18 protein-coding genes and 2 pseudogenes are annotated in these 22,417 nt (G+C 42.1%); 1 reads left to right on the top strand and 19 read right to left on the bottom strand.

The features are described 5' to 3' along the window. Positions 1-97: 97 nt before the first annotated feature. The gene (locus Q0993_RS05700) at positions 98-766 is read left to right on the top strand and encodes an SDR family oxidoreductase (RefSeq protein ID WP_299530602.1); all 669 of its coding nucleotides are present in this window, start codon (positions 98-100) and stop codon (positions 764-766) included. Between the two features lie 150 nt (positions 767-916). On the opposite strand, the gene Q0993_RS05695 is transcribed toward Q0993_RS05700, so the two are convergent. The 19 genes and pseudogenes from Q0993_RS05695 to Q0993_RS05610 form a co-directional block, all read right to left on the bottom strand. Further along, entirely contained in the window at positions 917-1,801 is an 885-nt protein-coding gene (locus tag Q0993_RS05695; RefSeq protein ID WP_299530599.1) for a nuclear transport factor 2 family protein, read from the bottom strand. Between the two features lie 142 nt (positions 1,802-1,943). After that, positions 1,944-2,699: pseudogene (locus Q0993_RS05690) on the bottom strand (SDR family oxidoreductase). 14 nt (positions 2,700-2,713) lie between these two features. Beyond that, positions 2,714-2,833 (bottom strand): SDR family oxidoreductase, encoded by a 120-nt coding sequence (locus Q0993_RS21865; RefSeq protein ID WP_367279583.1) that lies wholly within the window; start codon positions 2,831-2,833, stop codon positions 2,714-2,716. Between the two features lie 252 nt (positions 2,834-3,085). Beyond that, a complete protein-coding gene (locus tag Q0993_RS05685) occupies positions 3,086-4,000 on the bottom strand; it encodes an alpha/beta hydrolase (protein WP_299530596.1) in 915 nt (304 codons plus the stop codon). A 234-nt stretch (positions 4,001-4,234) separates the two neighbouring features. Beyond that, complete coding sequence (locus Q0993_RS05680; RefSeq protein ID WP_299530593.1) at positions 4,235-5,149, bottom strand: AraC family transcriptional regulator; 915 nt, start codon at positions 5,147-5,149, stop codon at positions 4,235-4,237. A 213-nt stretch (positions 5,150-5,362) separates the two neighbouring features. Next, positions 5,363-5,995, bottom strand: a complete 633-nt coding sequence (locus tag Q0993_RS05675; protein ID WP_367279582.1) for a site-specific integrase — start codon at positions 5,993-5,995, stop codon at positions 5,363-5,365. After that, positions 5,981-6,244 (bottom strand): annotated as a pseudogene (locus Q0993_RS05670) (phage integrase SAM-like domain-containing protein); the annotation flags it as partial. The pseudogene Q0993_RS05670 and the gene Q0993_RS05675, both read right to left, overlap by 15 nt. A 27-nt stretch (positions 6,245-6,271) precedes the next feature. Further along, positions 6,272-6,583: an Arm DNA-binding domain-containing protein gene (locus Q0993_RS05665; protein WP_299530590.1), complete on the bottom strand. Its 312-nt coding sequence runs from the start codon at positions 6,581-6,583 to the stop codon at positions 6,272-6,274. Positions 6,584-6,844: 261 nt separating this feature from the next. Continuing rightward, on the bottom strand, positions 6,845-7,621 hold the full coding sequence (locus Q0993_RS05660) for a copper resistance protein NlpE N-terminal domain-containing protein (protein ID WP_299530588.1): 777 nt from the start codon (positions 7,619-7,621) through the stop codon (positions 6,845-6,847). A 446-nt stretch (positions 7,622-8,067) separates the two neighbouring features. Beyond that, the gene (locus tag Q0993_RS05655) at positions 8,068-10,950 is read right to left on the bottom strand and encodes a glycoside hydrolase family 2 TIM barrel-domain containing protein (RefSeq protein WP_299530585.1); all 2,883 of its coding nucleotides are present in this window, start codon (positions 10,948-10,950) and stop codon (positions 8,068-8,070) included. A 166-nt stretch (positions 10,951-11,116) separates the two neighbouring features. Continuing rightward, positions 11,117-11,971, bottom strand: a complete 855-nt coding sequence (locus Q0993_RS05650) for a fumarylacetoacetate hydrolase family protein (RefSeq protein ID WP_299530582.1) — start codon at positions 11,969-11,971, stop codon at positions 11,117-11,119. 22 nt (positions 11,972-11,993) lie between these two features. After that, positions 11,994-12,770 carry an SDR family NAD(P)-dependent oxidoreductase gene (locus Q0993_RS05645; RefSeq protein ID WP_299530580.1) on the bottom strand — a complete coding sequence of 259 codons (777 nt, stop codon included), beginning with the start codon at positions 12,768-12,770 and terminating at the stop codon, positions 11,994-11,996. 6 nt (positions 12,771-12,776) lie between these two features. Next, complete coding sequence (locus Q0993_RS05640) at positions 12,777-14,207, bottom strand: c-type cytochrome domain-containing protein (protein WP_299530578.1); 1,431 nt, start codon at positions 14,205-14,207, stop codon at positions 12,777-12,779. A 2-nt stretch (positions 14,208-14,209) separates the two neighbouring features. Next, positions 14,210-15,676 (bottom strand): DUF1501 domain-containing protein, encoded by a 1,467-nt coding sequence (locus tag Q0993_RS05635; RefSeq protein WP_299530576.1) that lies wholly within the window; start codon positions 15,674-15,676, stop codon positions 14,210-14,212. A 5-nt stretch (positions 15,677-15,681) separates the two neighbouring features. Then, the gene (locus Q0993_RS05630) at positions 15,682-18,027 is read right to left on the bottom strand and encodes a PSD1 and planctomycete cytochrome C domain-containing protein (protein ID WP_299530573.1); all 2,346 of its coding nucleotides are present in this window, start codon (positions 18,025-18,027) and stop codon (positions 15,682-15,684) included. Positions 18,028-18,350: 323 nt separating this feature from the next. Beyond that, entirely contained in the window at positions 18,351-19,541 is a 1,191-nt protein-coding gene (locus Q0993_RS05625) for a M20 family metallopeptidase (RefSeq protein ID WP_299530570.1), read from the bottom strand. 84 nt (positions 19,542-19,625) lie between these two features. Continuing rightward, positions 19,626-20,156 carry a YceI family protein gene (locus Q0993_RS05620; protein WP_299530568.1) on the bottom strand — a complete coding sequence of 177 codons (531 nt, stop codon included), beginning with the start codon at positions 20,154-20,156 and terminating at the stop codon, positions 19,626-19,628. Positions 20,157-20,224: 68 nt separating this feature from the next. Then, entirely contained in the window at positions 20,225-21,271 is a 1,047-nt protein-coding gene (locus tag Q0993_RS05615) for an SUMF1/EgtB/PvdO family nonheme iron enzyme (protein ID WP_299530566.1), read from the bottom strand. 58 nt (positions 21,272-21,329) lie between these two features. Further along, positions 21,330-22,400 carry a dihydrodipicolinate synthase family protein gene (locus tag Q0993_RS05610; RefSeq protein WP_299530564.1) on the bottom strand — a complete coding sequence of 357 codons (1,071 nt, stop codon included), beginning with the start codon at positions 22,398-22,400 and terminating at the stop codon, positions 21,330-21,332. Positions 22,401-22,417: the final 17 nt, after the last annotated feature.

Raw genomic sequence — 22,417 nt, 5'->3', positions numbered from 1 at the left:
TGAAGCTGTCGAATTAAAACTTTAAAATGAATCCTTTTTTGGATTTTGGCAAAGCCTCACCTTATTCGAAAATCCTTATCACAAATCGGCATTTAATATGAAAGAAAAAGTATTGATAATAGGAGGCTCCGCTGGAATGGGGTTAGCTACCGCTCAACAATTGATTAAGGAAGGTTTTCATGTAATTATATCTGGGGGAAATGAAAATAGATTAAAAACGCAGGCAAAAGAACTCGGAAACGATTGTGAATTTAGGGTCATCGATGCCAAGAATACTCCAGATTTAAGAAATCTTTTTTTCAGTCTGTCTGGCCTGAAACATATTGTGGTGACCATTTCCGTCAGGGCCAATGCTTCGGGAATTGCCCAAACAGAGGAGCTGGATGCAAAACAGGCTTTTGAGCGTTTTTGGACGAGCTACAATGTTCTTCACTTTGCTCCTGAATTCTTGAATAGAAATGGTTCGGTGACCTTAATTTCAGGAAGTAGTGCAAAAACGCCTTTAAAAGGATATGGTGTTTGGGGCACCCTTCATGGAAGCATAAATTCACTTGTAAAGCAAGCTGCAATCGATATAGCACCTATTCGAGTGAATGCCATTTCCCCTGGAGGTATAGGTCTACGGCCCGACCGACAATTGGTCGAACATAAGGGGCAAGCGGAAGATATTGCCAAAATGATCGTTGCAGTAATAACCAATAGGGCAACTACTGCCTCAATAATTGATGTTGACGGAGGGGAACGTCAAGGAACATGGAGCGGATAAACTCTGGAGTATTGAACTCCAAAAACTGAATTAATATGACTAAAGTAGTTGGATTATGCATAATAAGAAATGGCAGTTATGTAAATACTAAACCGTCATCATTTAAAGGTCATATTTATTACTATGCTTAGCCCAATGCTTTGATTAACTTTAATTGATTTCCATTTTTCCTGGATTCCAATATCCTATATGACTCACAATTTTACCCATCTCATTATAGGTAGTAATATTTATTCCTTCAAAAGTAGCCTCTTTCCCATCTTTAGTGATTCCCTTTCCAATCCATTTGGAAGTGGCCACAAGTCCATTCACATATATGTATTCGGGATAAAGTCCAGCAGACTTAAAGGACGACATAAAGTCCTCTCCAATTTGAACTATTTCTCCTCTTCCATTGGGTGCAGGGCTTCCATACGGATCGTTGATGTAGGCATTCTCGGCAAAAGTACTCGCCCAAGTAATAGCATTTCCACTTTGTGTTGCGTTAAAATATTCCTTCGTCCATTTTAGCACTTGTTCTTCGGTTATTTCTTGAACTTCCCCTAGAATTATTTCGCCTTTTCCATCTTCAAAAAAACCATTAATGGAAGTCGCAGTCAACCAACCTCTCGCATTTTGGTATTTTCCGGTTCCCCCGATGAATTCTCCCAATACTTTTATGGTCACTTGACTTCCATCAACCTCAAATTTTTGAGCTTTATAGGATAGGAATAACAGGTCGGTCAATGGTGCAGAACTTCCAAACTCATACATGTTAATTTTCATGGTTCCAAATAGTTCATGCTCTCCATTGAACAGAACTCGATTCGCAGTAGCCCCATTAATATGTGTATTCCCTTTTTTTCCATTTTCGAATTCCCAATGCCAAGATCCTGTTAGTTGTCCCGCTTGTGCGAAAACCAATGGTTCATCATTCTGAATAGAATACCCTTCGGCGAATTGATATCCTCCTATCACTTTAAATTTTAAGGTTTCTTGAGCTTTCATCACGGTAAATAACATCAATGTTGCGAATAGAATAACACCTTTTTTCACCACATTTATTTTTTTATTACGAGCATTTTGTCAAATCCGGAATGTTTCATTTGAATATTGAATTATACCTCTAAATGGTTTGATTTGTAGTTCTGTCCAAAATTTCTGGGTTATCATAAAACTTATCATGTGAAAAATCATTTTATCCCAAAGTGATTCCCGAAGTGTACCCACCATCCACCAATAGAGTTTTGCCGGTAATGAAGCTTGCCTCCGGAGATAATAGAAATACCACGGTATTAGCGATTTCATCAATTTCACCTGGTCGGGCCATTGGAATTCGAGCTTTTACATTTTTAAGGACTTTTTCGGGTACGGTTTTCAGGATATCGGTAAGGATTACCCCAGGAGCCACACTGTTTACGCGAATTCCTTTTGTGGCATTTTCAACCGCAGCTACCCTTGTCAGTGCTTCTACACCTGCCTTGGCGGCAGCATAGGCCCCATAGCCAGGAGTTGCCATAGAGGCTGGAGAGCTCATGTTTACAATGGCACCCCCTCCGGATCTCAACATAGCGGGAATTTCATACTTCATTCCCAGATACGTTCCCGTAAGATTAACAGCAATGTCCCAATCCCATGCTGCCCGCTCTAATTGTGTGATGGGCACATTAACTCCAGATCCCGCATTGTTAAATACCATGTCCAAACTACCAAATTGTTCCATCGTTCTTTCCACCATGGCCTTGGCCTCCTACTCTTTGGTGATATCGGTTTTTACAAACAATCCATCTGAACCCAGGTCTTGGATTTTTTCGATGGTTTCATTTCCTTCTTTTTCCCTTCTTGCTGCCACTACAATCCTTACTCCTTTTTTTGCCAGTGCAAATGCCGTGGCCTGACCCATGCCTGTAGTGGCTCCGGTTATGAGTGCTACTTTGTTTTCGAATTCTTTCATAAGATTCATATTTATTAATGAGTAATACATCCTCCATCCATGCCCAGAGCTTGACCTGTGCTAAAACCAGATCTATTTGAACAAAGAAAAACAGCCAAATCAGCTACTTCTTTGGCTATGGCAATACGCCCTATCGGGTGAGTAGCTCAGGTTGCCCAAGGAAAGGTTCTTTGCAATTTTTGTAGTTTCTGTTTTTACTATTTGCTTTCGTATTCATTTCTTCTCTCTTTTCTGAATCAGATTGTTAGCGTCTTTTTTTTAACTGACTGAACACAAGAAACAAGCAATCCAAAGAATATGAAAAATCATTAATTCATTAAAAGCGATAAGATTTTCCGATTGTCATTAGTCATACGCCTTAAACTTCTTAGTACTCCTTCTTTAACTTATCTCAATGATTCTATAAGAATGTCAAATATGGAATTATACCATTTAATGGCTTGATTTGCTGTCCTGTCTAAAACTTCAGGATCATCATAATATTGAAGGTGCCCTGTTGCACCTTCCCATTGTAGTTTCTTCTTTGTTGTGGGTACTGCTTCAAACTGTCTTTTAGCTGCATTTGGCAAAAAACAATTATCACTATGAATCATTAGATATGGTTTATCTAATTTTTGAGCAGCGGTCAAAGATTCATATTCAAAAAGTAGTGCGTCACTCATTTTTGGATAATTATTCACCCAAATTCCATTATCAGACCATACATGATACCAATCCCATACAAATTTTCCTGGCATACCTACATCCATTCTTTTCTCATCAACTGCTGGGACATTAATAACTTCTCCAGTTTGGTTGAACGTGTTTATTGCTATTTTTCCTTCGGCAATTCTTTCTTCTAATGCCTCTTCAGTTCCCATCCATTGAATATCACCCTTTCGGTCACGATAATGTCCTGCAACAGTAACTAATCCCTTAAAGATGTCATCTTCTGATACCGCTCTTAACATTTCAGAACTTCCCTGACATACTGCAAATCCAACAATTTGCTCATCATTTACAACAGAAAGCGAGGCAAGAAAACGTGCAGCAGCTTTAGCATCTTCTACTTTTGCAATAGGATCTTCTAATTCTCTTGGTAAACCGTCACTTTCTCCTCGAAAACGCGGATCAAATGCCAATGCTACATATCCTCTTTCAGCGAATCTTTTGGCATATTCAGTAGGTGCTTGCTCTTTAACATATGTCATTGGACCTAAAATTGGAATAGCAGGATACTGTTTTCTTTCTTCATAATTTGCAGGTACATATAAGTTTCCAACAAGGTCTAAACCTTTACTTTGAAACATTACTTTCTGCATTGTAATACTGTTTTTACTAACCATTTTCGTGTTCATTTCTTTCTTATTTTCTTATTCAGACTGTGAGTATCCTTTTTTATTTGGTTGAATACAAGAAACACCCAATCCAAAAAACATGAAAAGCATTAATTTATTCATAGCAATAAGATTTTGTGATCATCGGATATTTCAATCACAAATATTGCTTGATTCTATTATTTGTAGTTGTAGAAATTTCGGGAATGCTTGTAAAAACTACGGAAGTTGCCTATAATTCGAAGGAGAATACCCAGTTATACGTTGGAAAAACTTAGTGAAATGTGAACTATCCTCAAAACCAAGACGGTAGGCAACCTCTGCTACAGAGTGTTTAGTTCTTTTCAATAGTGTTTTAGCCTCTAAAGTTACTACCTCATCAATCAATTGTTTGGCGGTTTTACCTGTTTGTCTCTTCAGAACATCGGATAAGTGTTTCTGGCTCACATGAAGCATTTCTGCAAAATCCCTAACCTTATACAACGTGCCTAAGTGCGTAGTTATCAAATTATCGAAAGAAGTTACAAGCTGTGTCTCAGACGAAATGGGAATAACTTCCCTTTGGGATAATTGTTTTTCCCAAAGAGACTTAATCTTGTATAGCAAGGCAATGATATAGCCATATGCTACATTTTGATGGTAATTATAGCAACCACTGTTCTGTTCGTAAAGCAACCTGTCATAAAGATCTTTTAAATACAATGTTTCTTGTGTAGATAGTTCAAACACATTATTTAGACTATTATATGCAAAAAATGGAAACTCTTTTAAGAATTTCTTATGTTCGAAATTGAACTCTAGGAATTCTTGTTTAAAATAAAGTGTGTAACCCGACATTATCCCAATGACCTTATGATCAACGGATATTTGTTGTGCTTGTCTCGGTGCACATATTTGTAAGGTTTTGTTGGATATGGGAAAGTCTAAGTGTGCATATTTGAAATCAAAGCCAGCCGATAAAAACAGGGATACATCCATGTAATTTTGCCTGAAGAAAGGAGTATGAACTGATTTATCTTTTTCTTTTACTTCTTCAATCTTGTACACATAAAAGTTATTGTTAACCTCTGAATGTGGTATGCGTAAAAGCTTTAAAGAACTTTTAAAATCATTATGGTCTCTAATTTCATACATTTCTTTGGTTTATGCTACACAACAAATGTTTATGATCATTAATCATATGCACACTATATGTGTAATAAAAGTATAAATTTTAGTGAAGCGAATCCCATAAGAACTGAAGTCTCTTAAACAGCTGTTTCAGAAGATTTAATGTGGTATTCAGCTTATTAAAATTCTGGCTTGATGAATTCTAAATAAAAGTGCGGAAAACTTAAAATGTATATTTTAGATTGCTGCTACCAATTGCTTATTATAGTTATCTAAGATGTTCGTAGGCAAAGACTTCAAATAAATTTGGGTCGTATTTAGTTTGCTATGTCCAAGCATAGCAGAAATAGCATGCAAAGGCACGTCGTTAAGCATAGCTTGGGTGGCAAAACTATGTCTTGAAACGTATGTTGTCAATTTCTGCTCAATACCACACATTTCTCCAATGATTTTCAAACCTCTATTGTAGCGTTTACGTTCCCATGAGATTTCGCGTTCTTGTAAAGCAAGATTATCTCTTTTAATTACAGGAAAAATGTAATCTTCTTTTGATTTTCCGCCAAGGTAGATTTCGAGTATTTCCGCAAGCTGATCCGTTATTTTAATATCATACAATTTACCTGTTTTCCTTCTCCTGAACTTGATTCGTCCATTTACGATGTTACCGAGTTTTAGGTGGGCCATATCCGTAAAGTTCATACCATACAGTAGAAATGAACACATGAAGTAATTACGGTACCGAAAGAGAACCATATCCTTGGGAAGTTTCAAATCCATTATTTTTCTGATATTCTCAATTGATAGGGCTCGCTTTTCCGTAGGAACTTGTCTAATTGTATAGTAGGTAAAGGGATAAGCTTCCCGTTCTATTAAGCCCGCCTTGATTCCTTTATTGTAAATGGCTTTGATGGCTCTTAAATAAGTAGAAAGACTATTATAACCGTTGCCCTTTGCTAAATGATAACGCTCAAATTTTTTTATGAAATCATAGTTCAATTCATTGAACTTTAAATCTCTTCCCTTGGTAAATGTTCTCAAGACAGAGATAATACCGGCATAATTTCTGGCAGTCCCATATCTATGAGCGATTCTAAGGTCTTCCGCTAGGGACTCTCCAAACTTATAAAAGGAAACATATGTACTATTTTAGGTTATTCTATTCTTTACTTGGGTAATGGATAAATAGTTGAGTTTTTCACTATCATAAAGTTTGTTGATAATATCATTTGCCCTTGCTTCCTCTTTGAGAAGTAAAGTATTTAACCTTGCTATTGATTCGACTTTGGTGTAGGTCTTTTTTATCGCACATTTTTGAGAGTCCCAATATTTTTCTAATATTGAATACCCAGTCGAAATAGAAGTTGTTTTTCGCAAGTGAGTAAGCCGGAAAATGACAGGGAAGGAACCATCTTTTTTGGCCCTTCGAGTATCTAATAAAAGCGTCAAATATGTTCTCATATTCTTCAAGGTAGTAAAAAAATTTGCAAACAATTTGCAAACAAATGGCTGATGTTAAACCATGTCATTTGACGCTAAAATTAATATAAGTATCTACAAATTAGTCATTTACGACACACTTACTGTTTTGAAGAATTGTCTTTAAAGACGCTTCTAAGCAGACGGTCACAGGTTCGAATCCTGTCGCGATCACGCATAAATCGACAAAAAATTGAAAACGGGGCGAGCTAAAAACATAGCTCGCTTTTGTTTTTTATGAGGCTATTCCGTTTCTACAAGCTGAAAACGTGCCATTGGCGCCATTCTGGCCTTGTTTAGGGATAATACCCCATCGGCAAGGGTATAATTATCTACTTTTTCCAATACTTCATTAAATGTAGTGGCAAGTTCCATGTTCTGGCAGGCCATTAAAGTAGCGGCGATATGTCCCAACGCAATACGGTCATGAGGTTTCAGTTCATAGGCCGCCGTAAAAACATTGCAACCGTTGTTTCCCGTAACGCGGGCCAACTGGCTATGGAAGGTGATAGTTGCCTCTTTACTACCCTCTGCAAAAGTAACCGCCTCGCCCATTAATTCTATTAATACCCATTTTTTATCCTCTAAATCCAGGTCAGTAGCATTTTTAAGCAGTTGATAGTTTTCGGCAAGGTTTCCACTTATTCTATGGCCTTGCCTATCCAGATGAAAAAGCACGTCTTCCCCTACTTGGTAAGCTTGTTCGGAACCATTATTTGCCGTGAGGGTAACTATGGCACCGGTATCGTTCCATGTAAAATCGCCATTATCCGTAATCCCTCTATCTTGTTTTCCCAAATAGGTAAGCGTCCGCGTATATTTTCCACTTTCAAACAAGGTTATTGAGGTTTTTATGCCCTCACAATCCGCACAAGGGATAGTTCCCTGATAGGTGCCTTGCCAATCCAGTGTACTTTTACTGTTATGCCCCATGTCAAGGGACGGATTGGTATCCTCCACCTCCTTGGAAATTTCCTCCTTCATATCCACCCTTTCTTTTTCCTTTTTCTTTTCTCTCATAGAATTACATCCCATTGCCAAAGTTCCGCATAAGATAAATAGTACGTATAGTTTTAACTTTTCCATTTGTGTAGTGTTCTACTATTGATTTTTTGTTTGGGCACCCCCGAAACTGATTACTGGAATTTCCGATACTTGAATCCTAGGGATTCTTAGGATTGCTTTTTAGCAAAGGTGGATTCATCTTTATAAAACATGGCCCAAAAGCCAATACAGAATAATAAACAGTACCAAAAACCCGATACAACCGCATTTTCCCCCTCCAAGTTTTTTTGCGCCCCAACCGGCCAATACAGCCCTAATGATATTTTTCATTCTCTAATAATAGATATATAATGCCAAAAACTATGTAGAATGCAGTCCATTGATAATTCGAACCTACGTTCTATTCGTCAAGTTGATATCTGCTGTAAGATACCACCTATCCCTGAAATAACCTGATAGTCCTAGGGCAATTTACTCCCAAAATCGAACCAAAGTATAATAGGGTCACTTTGGTCTCCCTTATGATATGCAATGGTGCCCTTCTGTGATGAAGGCCCCAATTTATCCGCTTGTTTAAACTTTGTGCCAATCGGAGGAATCTCATAGAGGAATGAAATATCCCCCTCTGGAAAGGGAGGGGCCACGCCTCCGGCAATATGTTCGGCATCGGCAGGCGTATACAACCGTAAGAAAAGACCGGGTGTTTCCGTAATAATCCGAATCGGAAGTTCCTCTGTTCTTAATTCGGCCCAAAACAAATTGCCATGGTATCCCTTAAATTCTGGGTAGACCAGATTGTCAAAACTGGCCCCGGTAATGGTATTGTTGTATTCCTTTTCCCAAACCCCTATTTCGGCACCCTTGGCCCTATTTTTCCAAACGCGGTATGGTCCTTGGCCCATCCATTTGACCCCTTTTACCTTTTTCTCGGGATAATTAAAGGAAATACCGATAAAATCCAAACCATCCCCAGAAAAATGCAGTGGGCTTACTTCCAATTTTAACAAGCCGGTCGGCAGCAATTTCCATTGTACTTTTTCTGGATAGGTATTATACCGGGTTTCCAAAATAAAACTTCCATCTTTATCCATCCCCCATTGTACATCCTTTATATGGGATTCGATGCCCACCGGGAGTGGTCCGCCGCCAAAGGAAATCGGTTTTTCCTGAAAGGATACCTTCTCCAAATGGCCATTTTCTTTGTCGAAGACAAAACCCAATTCATTTAAATTTACCTTAAGGTCATTCCCCTTTTCCACAACTTCAATTTCCCTTTTTTCCAAGTTCGGTTCTACCTGCTGAAGGAATTCTCCTGCCACTTGGTCCGGTTGTTTTATGTGCCAGTTCCAAGTATATATTTCCATGCCTTTGTTATCCGTCGCCGTCATTGAAAAAATAGCTCCTTGCTTAATAGTCTTGGGGATTTCAAGCTGCAAGTACCTCGTTTCCCCGGGGGCGACATTGGGCCCCTTAGTTTTGCCCGAAGCTAGGACCAAAGTTTTATCAAAATCGGGAACGGACCGGATTTCCCATGAAAAAGTACATTGATCTAAATTGGTATACAGATAGGTATTGGTCAGTGCCAGTTTTCCATCAAAATTGGACGTAATGGTCCGTGAACCTATCTGAACGGGGGACCATATTTCCTTTATCGTGTAAAAGCTACCTTCCTTTTCCCGATAAGGACCAACGATTCCATCCGGGGCGTGGTTGCCATCACTATCCAGTGTATTGCCCCTATCCCTCCTTACTACCGCCTCATCCGAAAACACCCAGAGAAAACCGCCCGAAAACATGGGGTGGGCCGAATAGTTCTTCCAAAAATCATCCAAGCCTGCACCATGTCCCCCATCATAAAGGCCATGTAGGAATTCGGTAGGCATAAAGGGTTCATTGCCACGGGCCAAACGATTTATTCCATAATCATACGTAGGATAATGCCGGGTGTCCATCCCATTCCGCTTGAGCCAAGGGTAGATTACTGGACGTTTTTGGATGTCATAGCTATGGAACCATTTTTCGTTGGCAAAATCCCATCCTCCCTCATTCCCATGATCCCAAACGACCACACTAGGGTGATTTTCATCCTTCAATAGCAACTCCTTGATCAATTTGGGTCCGACAACCGTATCGTAAGCGTCCTGCCAACCGGTAAGTTCATCAAGTACAAAAAGTCCTAGGGAGTCACAAAGTTCAAGAAAACGTTCATCCGGGCCGTAGTGCGACATCCGAACGGCGTTCATGTTCATTTCCTTCATCAGTCGAATATCCTCCAAATGATTTTCCCCGCTTAACGCCCGTCCGGTTTCCGGCCAAAAGGAATGCCGGTTTACCCCTTTAAAAACAACTCTTTTTTCATTCACATAAATCCCATCATTCTCCCGGAGTTCAACCGATCGAAAACCGAAGCGCTCCCTTTTTTGATAAACCGTCTTACCATTTTCCAACAGTTCAAAAAGAGCGTTGTACAAGTGGGGTGATTCAGGATTCCAGGACGTAATAGTATTAAAACTTCCCGATAGCTTCAGCTCACTTTTCCGCCTTGCAAAGGGTTTTGATAGAATCTCCCCAACGCGATTCCCTTCCGAGGAAAACAGCGTTACTCTTGCCGATCCTTTGGATATTGGTCTGTTGATGGTCACGAGCGCATTGAATTCACCCGTATGTTTTGCATCAATGGCCGTTCTTGTAAAATGACGATCAGGCAAGACCTCCAAAAACACCGGGCGGAAAATCCCTCCAAAAATCCAAAAGTCGGCTTGACGTTCTGCGCTGTTTACAGACTCGTTGGCCGAATGTTTGGCCACATCCACTTCCAAAACATTCTCCTGCCCGTATTTCAATAGTTTCGATATATCATATTTGAACCTATAGAATGATCCTTGGTGCATTTCTCCGGCCGACTTGTTGTTAATGGTGACTTTGGTATCCGTCATGGAACCGTCAAAAACAATGTTGATGATCTTTCCCTTCCATTGGGCCGGTACTTGAAAGCTATGCCGGTACAATCCGTGCTCCTTGCCTAATTTTCTATTCTCATTTCTGTGATCATGGCCATAATTATAAGTGCCAAATCCATGCAATTCCCAGTTGGAAGGTACTGGAAGTTTGGACCAGACACCACTTTTGGCCCCATCGGTGACCTTAAAATCCCAATCCACGGTCTTCGAGGCATCTTTACCGGACAGGTATATCCGCTTATATGCATAATCCTCCTGTCCCGATACGGAAAAAGAGATTCCCAGGGACATAACCCATGAAATTGCGATATACCGAAAAACCCTAAAACTGGGCGTATTGAAAAGTACTATTGTGCCCTGTCTTTTAAAAGAGATGCTATTCATTTATATATAATTGAAAAATGTTGAACCAATTTTAAAAGAAAATGGTCAATGTATCATTTTACAATAAACTTTTGTTTATTAACCGATAATGGGACCGACACTATTTTCCCTTCAATATGGAAAATTAAAAGCACATCAACTGTAGGAAAAAATAAATCCCAAAGATTTAACCATAGGCCTTAGCCACTTGTTGGGAACTTCCCAGACCATCAATACCGAGCTCTACGACATCACCCGGTTTTAAATAGCGCGGTGGGTCAAAGCCCAATCCCACTCCGAAGGGCGTTCCCGTGGAAATGACATCCCCGGGCAAGAGGGTCATAAATTGGCTGATATAACTTATGGAGGTAGGGATGTCGAATACAAAATCCGAGGTATTGCTATTTTGGAGCGTTTCCCCATTGACCTTTAACCATAAATCCAGATTATGGGGGTCTTCAATTTCATCCGGAGTGGCAATAAATGGTCCTATGGGTGCAAAGGTATCACAGCTCTTTCCCTTGACCCATTGTCCACTTCGTTCAATCTGGTATTCCCGTTCACTATAATCATTGTGTAGCACATAACCCGCCACATGATCCATAGCCTCCGATTCGGAAACATAGGATGCTTTTTTGCCGATAACTATGGCCAATTCTACCTCCCAATCCGTTTTAGTGCTCCCCTTGGGAATAATTACGTTGTCATTGGGGCCCACCATTGCCGAAGTGGCCTTAAAGAATAGCACGGGTTCCTTGGGGATTTCCATCCCTGCTTCCTGGGCATGCTTAGCATAATTTAGACCGATGCAGATTATTTTTGAAGGTCGGCAAAGTGGTGCTCCCAAGCGTATGGAATTATCTACTTTTGGGCAGGAATCAACATTTTCATTGAGCCAATCCTTCAATCTAGTGATACCATCCCCTCCAAAAAATTGTTCGTCGTAGTCCTGTCCAAAGTTTGAGACATCCAACCGATCGCCGTTTTCCAATTGCACTCCGGGCTTTTCACTTCCTATCGCGCCAAATCGAATTAATTTCATATGTCCTTGATTATTTAGGTTTTTAGTTTCCGTTCAATCGTATAAATCCACCATCAATGGGAAAGTCGGTTCCCGTGATAAATGAGGCTTCGTCGGAACAAAGATATAGTACCAAATGCGCCACTTCCTGTGGATTCGCCATTCTACCGATGGGTTGGGTCTTTGACAATTTCTCAAACATCTCCTCTTCCTTTCCCGGAAAATTTGCCTTTAGATAGCCGTCCACAAAAGGGGTATGTACACGGCCCGGTGAAACACTATTGCAACGTATGTTATATTCAAGATAATCCTTGGCCAAGGAGTACGTCATAGTCAAAACAGCTCCCTTGGAGGCCGAATAGGCAAATCGGTCATTGATACCAACCGTTGCGGCCACAGAAGCCATGTTCAAAATAACACCACCAGTGGCTTTCATATGGGGAATGACACAATGGATACAGTTATAGACCCCCTTTATGTTTACGCTGTAAATTTTGTCGAAATCCGCTTCAGTGGTGTTTTCCACATCACCAATATGTGCAATACCCGCATTGTTGATCAGCATATCTACATGACCTTTGGCTGCAATTTGATCCACTTCATTTTTTACTTCGGCCTGATGGGCAATATTACAATGATGCGCCTGTGCTCTACCTCCATTCCTTTTAATCTCGGCCACTGTTTCGCCAGCCTTGCTTTCATTCAATTCAAAAATATGTACTTCAGCACCCTGTGCGGCCAAAGTCGAGGAAATGGCACGGCCAATACCACTGCCGCCTCCAGTAACTATTGCTGTTTTGTCTTTTAGATTAAATCTCATAGGTGTTTAACTTTTCGGGATACTGTCCGAAGCTACAAAATAGGACTCAATTTCTTCATCGATCCCGTTTTCGATTACCACGTCGGGGTTTTTGGATTTCAGTTCTTCCAAAGCGGATTCAGACACTTGGGTTCCCCAAATATAAAGGCTTTTTAAGTTTTCCCATTCTTTAAAAAATGAAATGCTCCGGTCTCCAATGTTCGTGTCATAGACCTTCAATAATCGTAGTCTGGATAAATTCCGTAAGGTATCTACCTCAACATCGGTAATAGGCGTTCTATCGATTTCCAACCACTCCAAGTTGGGGCAATTAGCTGCAAAGGCCAATTCCCTTTCCCCTATGGGCAAACCGCTTAAGTCCAATTCTACAATATTCCGGTTCACGGGGGATAAATTTAAGAGCATTTGAGCATCATATTCGGGAGGCATATACACATTTACCTTTAGGGCATCCGTAGCATCGGCCAATCGGGTTATAGTCAAATAATCGGAAGCCAGATTGCGTAGTGTGGAGTCCGCTATTTTTGGAAGTGCCGTCCATTTTTCCATGGGATCCGGTTCCATCATCTCCTTTATCAAGACCGCCAAAGGGTGGGAATTTTGCAAATGGTTCAGTTGTAAGGTATCCGAGGCACCCAAGGCAATCCACTGTTCCAGGATACGTACTTCATTATCGGCCAAGGGTCGCTCCCCTTCGGGAGGCATATGCTCTTCATCCTCTATGGGCAAATACAGACGCCGTATCATTTCACTCTCCTCAGGGTTTCCTGGAATCAGGGTATTTCCACCTTCACCACCCTTTAATAGTCCTGCCAAATCGGTCATCAATAATTCGCCCTTTTTCTTGTTGGGATTGTGACACTTTACGCATTTTTCTTCCAAAATCCGATTGACTATGTGCTCGTAGACCAGCGGATTTTTAGGAATGATGTTTTGTTTTTTCCCTTGCGGTAATGCCAAAAAATCCTGCCCATGTGTAATCATACCTCCATAATGCCCAGTGAAAATAATAAGTCCGACGATAACTACTTGTATAATCTTCGAATAGATTGGTTTACTGATTTGAACTCCCTCCAAACCATACCAAAGTGCTGCTAACAGGGCCAGTGCTCCTCCTAACCATTGGTGCCAAAAAAGCAAATCGCCCTTGCTGCCGGTCTCCTTTCCCAGAAAGAATCCGGAAATGGCGGTCAACAAGGCTGAAATCACGGCAATGGTCAACAAACTCCTTGGGATTTTCCTCCCAGTTAATCCCAAAAAAATAGCAATCAACAAAAGTACAATGGGAAAATGGAGTACTAATGGATGCCACCTCCCTATCCAGGCCACAAGGATAGGAAGCTCAATGTAGGACTCGAACAACAGACAAAAAACAAGGAATACGGAAAGTCCAAAAACGACATAATCGACCTTTCCATTTTTAGGGGTGTATGTCATTTTTATGCTAAAAGGTCTTTGACCACATGCCCCGCTACGTCGGTCAAACGAAAACGACGGCCTTGATATTTATAGATGAGTTGTTCATGGTCCAGACCCATGGTATGCAATAAGGTTGCATGAAAATCATTGATGTGTACAGGGTTTTCAACAACGTTGTATCCAAATTCGTCGGTCTGTCCATAATTTAGTCCGGGCTTTATTCCCCCACCTGCCATCCAGATACTGAAAGCACGGGGATGATGGTCGCGCCCGTAATTGTTGGGATCAAATTTTCCCTGGCAATAGTTACCCCTACCGAATTCACCGCCCCAGATGACCAAAGTATCCTCCAACATACCGCGTTGCTTTAAATCCAGGACAAGGGCTGCCGAGGCCTTGTCCACGTCCTTGGCCTGGCCGGCCATTTCATCATGTAGATTACCGTGTTGGTCCCAACCTTGATGGTATAATTGGATAAAGCGAACACCATTTTCAGCGAGTCTACGAGCCTGTAGGGCATTTGCCGCATAAGTTCCCGGTACTTGGCAATCTTCCCCATATAATTTGATTATGGATTCCGGCTCCTTGGAAATATCCATAACATCAGGGACGGACATCTGCATACGGTAGGCCATTTCATACTGTGCAATACGGGATTCTATTTCGTCATCTCCGGTTTCTACATGATGTAATTTATTCAAGGAGGACACATGATCCAGTAGATGTCTTTTGTCCGAGCGTGACAGCCCGTCCGGATCGTTTAGGTATAACACAGGATCTTTCCCCGAACGCAACAATACCCCTTGATGTTTGGAATCCAGAAAACCACTTGACCATAATTTGGAATAAAGCCCTTGGCTATTGCCCTTTCCCCTAGAGGTTAGGACCACGAAAGAAGGCAGGTTCTTGTTTTCGCTTCCCAACCCGTAACTCATCCAAGATCCCATGCTGGGACGACCCGAAATCTGGCTCCCGGTTTGGAAAAAGGTTATGGCGGGATCATGGTTTATGGCTTCCGTATGCATGCTGCGCACTACCGTAATTTCATCTGCAATTTTTGCCGTATGCGGAAAAAAATCGCTAATCCAAGTTCCACTTTGGCCATGTTGTTGAAATCCAACTTTAGGAGGCATCAAGGGGAATTTATCCTGGTTGGCAGTCATCCCTGTCAACCTTTGTCCTTTGCGAATAGATTCCGGCAAATCCTGCCCCATACGTTTGCGCAGGGTGGGCTTGTAATCAAAAGTTTCCAATTGGGAGGGTGCCCCCGCCTGGAACAAATAAATGATGCGTTTGGCCTTTGGAGCAAAATGGGGAACACCTAAGGCCCTTTCAGCTACATTTTTGGTTGTCCCCTTAAAAAGATCGGGAATCAAAAGTGAACCCAAGGCCAATGAGCCAATGCCCACACTCAATTGCGAGAAAAAATGTCTTCGGTTAACCTTTAACGAAGGCTCTTCCTTTTGTTCATGATGATGGTGTGACATGACTATTATTCTTTTGTTATGGTCTCGTCTAAATTATAGATTACCTGGGCGGTCAACATTAAGGCGGCCGTTTTTGCCGAGTCCACATCCAATTGTTCATATTCGCCAACCGCAACCAATTTTTTGGCATCTTCCGTGTTGTTCAAATAGGTCTCCAGTGCATCATGATAATACCCGTCCAAAGTCTGTAACTCCTTTTCTCTTGGCGTGCGCACCAAAATGCTTTGAAAGAGATTCTCAACGATGGATTCGTTATTCTCTTCTCCATCAGTCAAGGTTCGCTGGGCCAGTACCCGTGCCGCCTCCAATATTTGTATATCATTTTGCAAGGCCAGGGCCTGCAGCGGCGTATTGGTTTTCTGGCGACGAACTTCACAAAAATCGCGGGTAGGGGCATCAAATATGGTCATGCTCGGAGGGGGCAAGGTACGTTTCCAAAAGGTATATAAAGACCGTCTGTACAAATCGTCCCCCTCATCTGGAACATACTTGGTCAAAATACCCCTATGCCCTCCTGCATTGGTCTCTTCCCATAGACCGGGGGGTTGATATGGTTTTACGCTGGGTCCGCCAATCTCCGCATTTAAAAGCCCGCTTGATGCCAAAATATAGTCCCGAATCATTTCACCACTCATACGAAAGCGTTGTGCCCTGGCCAATAACTTGTTCTCCGGATCTACTTTTTTCAGCTCGGGACGTAGTTCGGACTTTTGCTGATAAGTTGCGGAGAGCATAATCTTTTTAAGTAGATACTTAATGTCCCAGTCATGCTCCATGAAATCGGCAGCCAACCAATCCAAAAGTTCAGGATGTGTGGGCAGACTACCCTGCACCCCAAAATCCTCGGAGGTTTCCACGAGTCCTCGGCCAAATAGCATGCCCCATATACGATTGACAAAAACACGCGCGGTCAACGGATTGTTCTTGTCGGTCACCCATTGGGCCAGGCCCAATCGATTTGAAGGATACCCATCGGGAAAGGGAAAAATTGTTTTAGGTGTGTTGGGTTGTACGGAATCCGCAGGTTGATCGTATTCGCCCCTATTTAGAATATGGGTAGTTTTTGGGGCAGAATCGTTCATCACCATTACCTTGATCTTTGGTGTCTTTTTCATATTGATGAACGATAGTACATCCTCGGTCTCCTCCGCGGATATTTCTATATAAGGCGGGTCTGCAAAGAATTTTTGGTTGGCTGCCTGTACCGCATCCATTTGAAGCCCTTTTTCATCAACTTGATTGAAAAACGCAAAGAGTTCGAAGTAATCCTTTTGGGAAATGGCATCGTACTTATGATCATGACAACGGGCACATTCCAAGGTCATTCCCAAGATACCCTTACCCAGGGTATTGGTACGATCCAAAACATAATTGGTCCGATATTCTTCTTGAATGACTCCTCCTTCTTGGGTTATTGGATGATTTCTGTTGAACCCGGTGGCCAAAATTTGTTCCTTGGTAGCATTGGGTAGCAAATCGCCGGCCAATTGCCAAGTCAAGAAATCATCATAGGGCATATTTTCATTAAATGCATGGATGACCCAATCGCGCCAAGGCCACATGGTGCGATAGCTATCGTCCTGATATCCATGGGAATCGGCATAACGCGCCACATCCAACCAGGACTGCGTCATACGTTCCCCATAGGCGGGAGATGCCAAAAATTTGTCAATAACTTTGTCCATACCATCTTCGGAAGTGTCGGCCAATAGCTCCTGTACTTGTTGCCTTTGGGGCGGTAACCCAGTAAGATCTAAGCTTACTCTACGAACAAGGGTTTCCAAAGAGGCTCTTTCGGAGGGAAGCACATTATGTTCTTCCAATTTCTTAAAGATAAATCTATCTATCTCGTTCCTTGCCCCGTCCAACGCTTCCAAAGTGGGCACCTCTTTTTTGACCGGAGGAATAAAGGCCCAATGTTTTTCGAACTTTGCCCCTTGCTGAATCCATTTTTTAATCAGCTTTTTCTCATATGAATTTAGCTTCAGTTTGGAATCCGGCGGGGGCATCATTAGATTCGGATCATCTGTAATGATATGTCCGTAAAGTAAGCTCTCGCCAGGCTTACCCGAGACCAAGGCATATTTTCCAGGATTTTCCTTCAATTCCAAAAAAGCGGTCTCCTCCAAATCCAGCCGTAAGCCCGCTTTGCGTTTGTTGGCATCAGGGCCATGACAGGTATAGCAATTGTCCGAAAGTATAGGTTTAATATGGAAATTATAATCAACGACATCGGGTACCTTAAGATCGGCATACGCATCTTGTCCCTTGCTGAAAATACCTGCTTTAAAGGCATACAGCAATGATGACAGAACGGCTAGAATAGCAATAATGACTGTTTTCTGTTTCATAGAATTTCTTTCACATCCTCATTATCCATCGCGAATCCATAAAGTTAGTGAATTCCTTAGTATTGCAACAAGTAGCAAATTGACTATTGCCTTTATTTTTGTTAGAAAACCAACCTATTTGTGAAAAAACAAAGCCACCATCGGCTAAAGACCGATGGGCTCGGGTTCCGACCAAAATTCGGCTAAAGTTCAAAAATTCATCCGAACACCGTCCACATATCGCCATACACTCTCTTGGCGTACCGAGAAAGGCGAAAGGCTAGGGATTTTCCCCCAGATTTATACATTTAAGAAGTTAAGGAGCGTTGTCAAAATACCGGATTTTAACCATGACCCAAGTTTTTAACGGCAAGCCATGCCATTAACCCACCCCCTATTCCCAAGGCGTCCTCATCGATATCAAAGGTCGGTGTATGTAGCCCGGATCGGATTCCCTTTTGCTCGTTCCCTACGCCTATCAAATAAAAACAGGAGGGATTCTTCTGGGAATAATAGGCAAAGTCTTCAGCGGCCATCCATGGTTCTAAATCCACCACATTCTTGCTACCGAGATATTCATTTGCGGCGGATTTCATATCCCGGGTCAGATCGGTATCATTGTCCAGATAAGGATACCCGTGGTTAATTTTAAGTTCACAACTACCTCCCATACCTTCGGCGATGGACGTGACCAATTTTTCGAGTCTTTGAAGGGCCTCTTTTCTCCAAAGGGTGTCAAAGGTCCGAAAAGTACCCTCAATATGGACCTCAAAGGGAACGACGTTGATAGCTCCATCGGCAATCACCTTTCCAAATGACAATACAGAGGGGGTCTGTGGGGAAGCCATGCGACTTACCAATTGCTGTGCGGCCACGATTATATGAGATGCAATGAGCACCGGATCAACCAACCTTTCCGGCATGGCCCCATGACCGCCCTTCCCTTTTACCGTCAAGAAGAGTTCATCCATACTGGCCATAAATTTACCAGAACGGAAACCCACCACACCTACTGGAAGGTTGGGCTGCACATGTTGCCCCAGATGAGGAAGACAGCCTAAATCCAAATATGCCTTTTCTTTCATGACCAAAGAAGCACCTCCGGGAACTACTTCCTCCCCAGGTTGAAACAACAGCTTAATACTGCCCTTTATTTCCTTTTTTAGTTCCCATAAAATTTTAGCACACAATAGAAGTGAAGCACTATGGGCATCATGCCCACAGGCATGCATTATCCCATCATTTTTGGAGGCATAGGGCACTTTGTTCTTTTCAAGGATGGGCAATGCATCCATATCCGCCCGCAACAGAACAGCTTCCCCCTTTCGCTCACCTTGAATCGTAGCCAAAAGACCGGTTTCCGCCACCACAACAATATCCTTGATTCCAATGGCCTGTAGCCTTTCCTTGATGTAACGGGATGTGTTGTGCTCCTGAAAGGATAATTCCGGATTTTGATGCAGGTGGCGCCTTACCGCAACAAATTCAGGAGCGAACTTTTGTGCGAGCGATTTGATGTTTTCACGTATGTCCATTACCCATTCTCAACAGCAGATACGATTTCAGCGGCTTAGGTAACCGATTCATGGGCTGTAAAGTTTCTATTTGGCGTGATTCAACTATTTTGTAAAAACTAAATCGAACTTGACCACCACATCGTCCCCGACCACAATTTGTCCGAACATTGCCGATGGAGGTTCCATTTCATAGTCCTGAAGCTTTATAGGTTTCTCACCTTTTATTTTAAGCTGACCATTGGCATCGGTCATTTCTGTCTTGATTTCCACTTCTTTTTCGTATCCGGCAATGTTTAAGGTCCCCACCACAGAAGAACTGCCCTTTACCTCCTTGAGCTTAAAGGTAACCTTGGGATGTTCCTCCATTTTAAGGGCATTATGCGTTTTTTTATCCATAGTAGCACCCCGCTCACTTTTGATATCAGCAACGAGAACTTCAAAATCTATTTCTTTTGGGGCATTGCCTTCGGCCACTAATTTGCCCTCCATGGTATTGGCCGTAACCGTCCAATCGTGAAGTGTGGACGTACCATCAATCGTCAAGGCGCTCTCCGGGGAAAGCGTATAGGTTTCCTGAGCGAAACCAGAGAAGGTAATACTTGCTAAAATTAAGGTTAAAAACTTCTTCTTCATTGTTATGTACATTTAATGTATTGATTCACTGACACATTGCAGTGAAAACTTTCTTTTTTGGAGTACACCTATTCATCCAACACCCTTTGCCAGAATTTTTTCTGCTCATCCGATGAAGGCTGTTTTGCCGGGCTTACCAAGCGCATACCAATAAAATTACTGTCTGTAAACCACCAAAAGCTTTTAGGTATTTGCGGGTCGCGTTTCTGTAATTTTAAACTGGATGCCGATCTACTGGCAGAGCGTAATTTGTCCGCGTCATCATCCCAAGAACCTCCCCTATAGACCCTTGGGTGGATTACCGTGGGGGTCATCCACGGATTATCCGGTTCCAAAGTAGCATACGCGTCTTCCTTGTACTCATCCAGCGTCCATTCCGCGGCATTCCCATGCATATCATAAAGTCCCCAGGCATTCGGCTTTTTACTACCTACCTTGGCATATTGATTATTCGAATTTTTATAATATACTGCATAATCATCAATCCCATCCGTAGAATTTCCGAAGCTATACGGTGAATCCGTTCCTGCCCGGGCCGCATATTCCCATTCCGCTTCCGTGGGCAACCGATAGAATTTTCCGGTTATCGAGCTCAACCATTTGCAGAAGACCAAAGCGGAATATGCCGACATACTTACTGCGGGGTAACCATCCTTTCCCATACCATAGGACGGGTCTTCATAAGGGGGGCTTGGTCTGGTAATCGCATCTATTTTCATAACCCGGTCATTATCCAATTTCACGAACAACTCTTGGTTCTGTTTGAAAAATAGTTCAAAAACTTCCCAGGTAAGCTCATATTTCCCGATATACATGGAATCTACCTTTACTTTTCTTTGGGGGCCTTCATGTGGTTTTCTATCACCTTCGGTTTCAGGACTTCCCATCATAAACTCACCGCCCGGAATAAAAACCATTTCAAAGCTTAGCTCTGTTGCCGGGATTTTTTCTGTATAATCCAAGGAGACTTTCTCTTCCATTGGAGGTATTGTTTTTTCTGCCTTATCTTCATGTTCATTGGACAGTGTACTTGCCGATTTGCAAGAAGGAAACCCTATGGCCAGCAGCATTGACAAACCCACAATTTTGGTGAAGTTATTCGTAATAAATTTCATTGGTTTTGTTTCGTTAAAAGTATTGATTTTTATTAGAAAAATGGTACTCAAAAGAAGCTTAATACAATCCTTTTTCCCACCGTGGCAGGTTGCTTTTCACAAATACATCGTCGTTCAGTTCCGGGTAATCCCTATAGACCCGATCTATTTCTTCGATTTGCCCCTGGGACAGACCCTCCTTGGCATCCAGGCACCAAATTCCCTGTAACAAACCTTGCCTACGAAGTACTTCATGAATACCTGCAATACAACCCTGAAAATTATTGGCCGCATCGAAAAAAGCTGCGTTGGTATCCGTAATTGCGATGTTTAGCGACATCCATTCTTTTGGAATGGTGGTTCCTTTTTTTTTAATGTTATGGATGTCATCCAACAGTTCTACCGCCTTTTTTGTCCATACGGCCCAATGGCCAAGAAGACCACCAACGATATCTTTTTTGGTCAATCTGCCATTGACCTGCACTTCATAGGTAGTTAATAGGTCCGCAACGATATTGTCGTCGTTACCCGTGTAAAGTGCAATTTCGTTATTCCGGGATGAAGCACAGACCGCCCTAACCACCTCCAAGGTTTGATAGCGATTAAAAGGGGCTATTTTGATGGCATGTACATTTTCAATTTCCGCAAAGGTTCGCCAAAAATCATAACTTAAAACTCGACCACCAACCGCAGGCTGTAAGTAAAACCCAAAAACAGGCATGATTTCCGCAATCTTCCGGGTACGTTGCAAAAGAGCTTTTTCCGAATAATCTGCCAATCCATTGGTACTGACCAAGACAATATCATAACCGAGTTCATCACAAATTGCCGTTTCACTAACTGCCTGGGCAGTATCTCCGCTCACACCTGCTACTTTGATAAACGGCCTTTCCAAATGGACATTTTCAATTTCTTCCGATGCCAATTGCAAGACCTTACGGTATAGGTTAATTTTCGGATCCCGAATCTGGAATTGCGTTGTGTGCACCCCTACGGCAACTCCCCCTGCTCCAGAGGCCATATAATATCGGGTCAATAGACGTTGCCTACTTTCATCCAATTGTCGATTCTCGGTCAGTGCCAGGGGGTGGGCAGGAATCACCGCGCCCTTATGAAGCAGTTTCTTTATCTCGGGTTGGAGGGTTTTCATTTTTGGTGTTCCTTATA

Source organism: Ulvibacterium sp., from assembly GCF_028285715.1.
In the GTDB taxonomy this organism is placed as follows: Bacteria; Bacteroidota; Bacteroidia; order Flavobacteriales; family Flavobacteriaceae; genus Ulvibacterium.
This window is presented reverse-complemented; position numbering and strand designations above follow the sequence as displayed.